This is a genomic window from Pseudomonadota bacterium (assembly GCA_026388215.1).
Taxonomy (GTDB): Bacteria; Desulfobacterota; Syntrophorhabdia; order Syntrophorhabdales; family Syntrophorhabdaceae; genus JAPLKF01.
Genome location: JAPLKF010000081.1, coordinates 1 through 5,789 on the forward strand (window position 1 = coordinate 1; position 5,789 = coordinate 5,789).

Below are 5,789 nucleotides of genomic sequence, written 5' to 3' on the forward strand. Positions count from 1 at the left end.
GCCGGACATATGAAAGGGTTCCACAAAAGAACCGACAGGAGAGGTGTGTCATGAAAAAGATATGGTTTGCAACCGATTGATATTATGGAGATGATCTTTTATGAAATATTTTCTTGACAGGAGGAATATAGGATGTCCCTCTCCTCTGTTCCAAATCCTTTTTCGTCAAAACCTACCCCATTCGATCCGAAAGGTATTCTCTCTGTTCGCTGGTGCTCCATCTCCGACCCTTCTAAGAGTCCCTCTGCACTTGAATGTGAGACCCACCCTCCCAGCCACTGGGGCTCAGGCAGAGATGCATTCGCACATTCATCTCCCGCATATGCGGGAGAACGCTTGAGGCACTCAAGATGGTTCCCCGGAGCTTACGCAATACTCCCTTCGGAACACCTTCCAGACCAAATACAGCTATGGATGGGTTTGGGCAACAAGCCGTCAAGCGGCTTTCCCATTATCAGGACTTGGAATAATTGGATAAACGATTTTTATCTGGGGAGAGAGGGTCTTATCTTTAGTCCTTTTTGGTTATAAAATAAGATTTATTCGCCTTCCAGTGCTCTTAAAATCTTATCCAGCTTTAAGTTTATCTGCTCCAGTTCCCTCTTAAATTGATCGGGCTTTGCTGATTCGGAATATTCGCTTTTCTTAAAATTGTCGGGACGCCTTGATCCGGGATATTCGCGTTTTCCAAACTGTCTTGGCCTCGGCGATTCGGAACCTTCCATTGTCCTAAAACAATCCCGGCAGTAGATGGGTTTACTTCCGGTAGGCTTAAACGGAACTTCGCAGGTGGCCCCGCATTTATCGCAGATAGCCTTGTGCACCTGCTTGTCAAAAGCAGGCCTTCCGGAATCCCTTCCTCCGCCCCTGCTAAAACCTCCCCGAGAGGGCCTTTTTGAATCCCCTCTATCGGACCTATTGGAATCCTTTTTGCCAAACTTACCATCACGGCTAAAACTTTTCATTTTTCACTTTCATTAATTGTAAATTTAAAAAGGTCAGGGCCTTATAAACCTGCCTTCCTCTTTTGGATAAGTATACACCCTGCAGCCATCAATTACAAGGACAAAAGAAAAGGCTGAGGGGGTTTAGGGGACATCCTCTTTCCCCTGCCTCCTCATGGCCTTTTGACGTTTCTTTATTTCAGGTGGTGCAGTTGCGAGTAGAATTCACCTATGGAGTATGGGACAAGCAATGGAGAGCCGCTAATTACGGGATGAAAGCGATAACGTAGGCATAACCCGCCGGGGATTGACGTACGGTAAAGCCGCGCGGTAATACCCGATCGGTGTTGATGCCATTGTTAGGCTATTTTCCTCAAATCAATTATTTTCAAAAAAGCCGATCACCATTCTCTTTCATGACTCCCTTACAGAATTGTGCCTATTGCCCGAGTAACACTTAAAGTCCGCATATGCCTTGCGATTCAACTGGAGATTCCTTCTGTATGAAAGGTTGCCCACGAGACTGATCAACGGCTTGCGGCGTTGCCATAAGTTGCTCCACACCCTGCGCAGGATGCGCGGCATGGAGTAGAAACCCCGGTCGCAGGTAATCATTTCCTGAATCGCGCCGGCAAGAGACAAATGCCTATACCGGGCAACCGGGAAGGTCAGCGTGTAATATTTCCAGTCTTCCGGGAACCTATTAAGGGCGATGCGGTCCTCCGATTTCATCTGGTCCCACAGGCGCGTGCCCGGCAAGGGCGTCAGAAATAGCGTGTTGAGATTGTCTACACCATACCGGCTGGCCGCCTCGGCGATACGTTTGCCGATGCCCGGTTCGTCTATGTCCAGACCGATGATAAAGGAACCTACGACCAGTATCTTGTGCCGCTGTATGCGCTGCACGGAGGTGCGGAAGTCCCGGCCCTTCAGCAGGTTGAATTTCTTGCCGATTTCCCGAAGCCCTTCCGGTGAGAGGGACTCAAAGCCGATAAAGACGCCTCTGCACCCGGCCTTCGCGGCCAACGACAGGAGTTCTTCGTCATCGGCGAAGTTAATGGTGGCCTGGGCAACCCATTCCTTTCGCAGGTTCGCCTGTGCCATGGCACGGAACAGGTCCTTGGCGCGGGCGATATGTTCAGGACGTGTGCCGATGAGATTGTCGTCCACCACCAGAACATGTTTCTCGCGGATCAACTGGAATTCCCGGACGATATCCGGAATGGGCCGCAGCCTATAGTGGGCACCGTTAAAGGCTGTCACGCTGCAAAAGGTGCAGTTCAGTGGGCAGCCCCGTGTGGTCTGAATAGCTCCGAAGGCATATCCCGTATTAAGCAAATCATGGCGGGCCAAGGGGACATCGTCGATCTCGGCGAGCCCTCCGTCATACCGGCGCTTCAGACTCCCATGCCGGGCATCCTCCAGGACCTGCCGCCAGATGCTCTCAGCTTCCCCCGTGACAACTGAATCCACACGCTCCATGACCTCCTCTAAGCACATGGTTGCGTGAATACCGCCCATGACGACGGGCACGCCCAGACTCCGGAAGTAAGCGGCCACTTCATAGGCGCGGTTCGCCTGGGAAGTGAAAGTGGTAATGCCCACCAGGTCCGGCCGCGGCATGGCTGAATAGTCCGGCGCACCGAGGTTCTCGTCCACGATCGAGATTTCCCACTCCGGCGGGGTCAGTCCCGCGATAACCATAAGGCCGAGGGGTTTCCACACACGGTAACGGTTCCAGCGACTCTCCTTGACTTTGGTGATCGCGACCAGCGGGTTTGAAGGATTGATCAGATATAGTCGCATAGCGCGTATTCAGTCCTGGTCATGGAGGAGCTTGTCTCCTGCTTTTGCTCACTTCTGTTTTCGTGAATGGATTGTCGTAATTCCTATTCATTGGCCTAACTTATTTTTTAACCTGATTCGTCATTTGCACAGCCACTGCCTCAATTATCCAGTTATTGATCGTTATATAGACCATGTATATGGTGTTTTTTCGGTATAAAAGTCACCAGATGATGATTATATTGAATCAGTATAAATTTAGCTTGCGTTATTCTACTTCTTTTTTTCATCCGGATAACTGATATTGGTAGGCATTGAAACACCAATTCTGTCACTATGCCCGCCCCTTTTTATCCATTGTCCTCCAATTTTAATTCAATTTCAAGCGGAAAATCTCCAGTAATATTATTGAATACGGATTGAAATGCTGTATATCGAAAGAGAACAATAAAAACAACAGTACAGGAAGCTATATGTAACAAAACGTCCTTCATTCTACATTCTTCATTCTACATTCTTCATTAATCTGTCTCTGAGCAGTGTATACCGTTTTTGGGGTTTATCGTTCTTGATTGCAATTGCCAGGGCCTTCTTCGTACCGATCAGGATAACAAGTTTTTTTCCCCGTGTTATCCCCGTATAGAGAAGGTTTCTCTGTAAAAGCATATAATGCTGGGTAACAACAGGCATAATAACAACAGGATATTCACTACCCTGTGACTTATGAACTGATATGGCGTATGCAAGGACTATCTCATCGAGTTCTGAATATTCATAAGAGACAAGCCTCCCGTCATAACCAACCTTTAATTCTTGCATTTCCTTGTCTATCTTTGTAATCCTGCCAATATCGCCATTATATACATCCTTGTCATAATTGTTTCTTATCTGCATCACCTTATCCCCGATCTTCAGCGCTTTATTGCCACGTATTAATTCATCCTGCCCCGGGTTTAGTTCCCTTTGCAGTTCCTGATTGAGGTTCGACACCCCGATAACCCCTTTGTGCATTGGCGTGAGCACCTGAATGTCATTGACAGGATTGTAACCAAATCTCGCCGGGACTCCCTCTTTACAGAGATATATAATCTTTTTCAGTATCTTTTCTGGTTCCTCAATATTAAGGAAATAGAAATCATGGAGATGTTCTTCGCCTTGATTGGATATCGGCATCTGTCCGCTATTAACCCTGTGTGCATTGACAATAATCATGCTTTCTCTGGATTGCCTGAATATCTCATCAAGCCTTACAGTCGTCAGATAACCCGAATCAATAACATCCTTTAATATATTTCCTGGACCCACAGAAGGCAACTGGTCAACATCTCCAACGAGTATTAAGGTCGCCTTTGAAGGCACCGCCTTGAGGAAATAATACATAAGCAATGTATCAACCATTGATGTCTCATCTATTATTATCAAATCTGCCTCAAGCGGATTTGCTTCATCTTTTTTAAATATCTCCCCGCCGGGATTATACTCAAGGAGACGGTGTATTGTTTTTGCTTCATACCCTGTCGCCTCTGTCATTCTTTTTGCTGCCCTGCCTGTTGGCGCTGCAAGCAGTACCTTTTGCCCCATCTTCCTGTAAATCCTCATGATTGCATTGATGATCGTGGTTTTGCCAGTCCCAGGGCCTCCTGTTACTATCATGGCCTTACTATTTATAGATGCCTTCACCGCCTCAACCTGTTTTTCTGAAAAGGTTATTTTCAAATCTCTCTGAACCCACTCTAAAACCTCATCAATATTGATAAGTCTCAATTGCCTGGGAAAAACAAGAATCGTTTTCAGTTTATTGACAATGCCGAGCTCGGAGATGTAATACTTCGCAAGGTAAACCGCCTTAGAGTTTTGAGTTCGGAGTTCGGGGCTCGGAGTTAAACCCTTTTCAATAACTGCCTTTCCCTCCTGAGCCAATTTATCAAGTGCAGGCAATATTCTTTCTTCTTCAAGGCCGAGTATCTCACTGCTCTTTTTGATGAGGAGTTCGTAGGGATAATAAACATGGCCTTCATCTGACAGTTCCTTGAGTACATAGAGGATACCGGCTTCAGCCCTGATTTTTGAGTCCCTCGGAACACCAAGTTTCTCCGCTATCTTATCCGCCGTGATGAAACCTATTCCAAATATGTCTGCTGCAAGCCTGTACGGGTTTTCTTCAACCACCCTTATTGAGTCCCTGCCATACTGTTTGTAGATTTTTACTGCATAAGTCGGGCTTACCCCCTGCCCCTGGAGAAATATCATAACTCCCCGTATCTCCTTCTGTTCTTCCCACGCCTTTTGAATCATCTCAATCCGTTTTTCTCCAATGCCATCGACCTCATGAAGTCTGCCTATATCCTTCCCTATAACAGTTAGGGTTTCATCTCCAAACCTGGATACGAGCCTTTTTGCCATTACAGGTCCTATACCTTTAATCATCCCCGAGCCGAGATATTTTTCTATCCCTTTCACTGTTGCGGGGAGGACCGATTCATATGCGGTTACCTTAAACTGTTCACCATACCGCGGATGCTTATCCCAGTAACCGCTCAATCTCAAAACCTCACCAGGGGCCACAGAAAAAAGTGTTCCCACTACAGTTATTGTATCGGTTCTTCCATGTACCCTCATCTTTGCAATGGTATAGTTGTTTTCTTCATTGAAAAATGTAATTCTCTCTATCTGTCCTTTTATCTCTTCGGGCATCTTACCTTTTTGCATAATTAATAGTATCTTAAATGCCCGGATAAATGGAAGAGTAAACTATCCATTAGCCATCAGCAATCAGCTTTTAGCTGTCAGTAAAATGCAGGATGTGTGAAAAGTTCCATCTACTTAAATATGACTTTACTATATAATACATTTCTGTGCTTCTGAACTAAAGAGGCTGTCTCATTGATTAAGCTATTGTTATTTTTTCTCCCTTAAGATATTATAAAGGTGAAAGGGGTACAATAACATGCAATTAGGCATTCTTGTTGTTGATGATGAGGTCGGGATAAGAAGGTCGCTTACAAGGGTGCTTAAAGAGGATGGTTACTCGGTAGAAGTAGCCAGGGATGGGGAAGAAGC

The 5,789-nt window shown here is 46.1% G+C and carries 3 protein-coding genes; all 3 read right to left on the reverse strand.

Features of this window, described 5'->3' with window-relative positions:
• Positions 1-539 precede the first annotated feature (539 nt).
• The 3 genes from NTU69_05135 to NTU69_05145 all read right to left on the reverse strand — a co-directional run bounded on the left by NTU69_05135 (position 540) and on the right by NTU69_05145 (position 5,438).
• On the reverse strand, positions 540-965 hold the full coding sequence (locus tag NTU69_05135) for a hypothetical protein (GenBank protein ID MCX5802905.1): 426 nt from the start codon (positions 963-965) through the stop codon (positions 540-542).
• Positions 966-1,358: 393 nt separating this feature from the next.
• A complete protein-coding gene (locus tag NTU69_05140; protein MCX5802906.1) occupies positions 1,359-2,750 on the reverse strand; it encodes a radical SAM protein in 1,392 nt (463 codons plus the stop codon).
• A gap of 483 nt (positions 2,751-3,233) precedes the next feature.
• On the reverse strand, positions 3,234-5,438 hold the full coding sequence (locus tag NTU69_05145) for an ATP-dependent RecD-like DNA helicase (GenBank protein ID MCX5802907.1): 2,205 nt from the start codon (positions 5,436-5,438) through the stop codon (positions 3,234-3,236).
• Positions 5,439-5,789 lie beyond the last annotated feature (351 nt).